Origin of the sequence: Streptomyces sp. SID12501, assembly GCF_010550245.1 — a bacterium.
Taxonomy (GTDB): Bacteria; Actinomycetota; Actinomycetes; order Streptomycetales; family Streptomycetaceae; genus Streptomyces.
In genome coordinates this window covers 1-384 of record NZ_JAAGLU010001078.1, presented here as the reverse complement: position 1 = coordinate 384, position 384 = coordinate 1, and the positions used below count along the sequence as shown (strand labels likewise).

Annotated in this window: 1 pseudogene; it reads right to left on the bottom strand. The window is 73.4% G+C overall.

Going from position 1 to position 384, the window contains the following annotated elements:
• Positions 1–256: 256 nt before the first annotated feature.
• Positions 257–384, bottom strand: a pseudogene (locus G3I71_RS49905) (DNA polymerase III subunit beta); the annotation flags it as partial.

The following is a 384-nucleotide window of genomic DNA, read 5'->3' as shown; positions in this document are numbered from 1 at the left end:
CCCATCTTGCCGAGACCGACGAGACCAAGCTCCATCAACTGGTTCCTTACGCGTTGTGGCCGTCGTTGCCGCAGGCTCCCCGGCGCACCGGGTCACCCACCGGATCCGAGCCTACGCCGGGGCGTGCACGGCGGCCCCACGGGCCGTGGCGTCCGTCCAGGGAGTTCCCAGGCGTTTTGGACTCCCCGGAGCCCGTCCTGCGGACGCCGCGGGCCCGGCCCCGCGGCAGGCGGGAACGGGCCCGGAGGGCACGACGTCAGCCGGACAGGCGCACCGGCATGATCAGGTACTTGTAGGCCTCGTCGGCCTCCGCGTCGACCGCGGGGCGGCCGCTGAGCAGCGCCGGCTTGGTCGAGGTGGTGAAGCTCAGCTGCGCGACCGGCG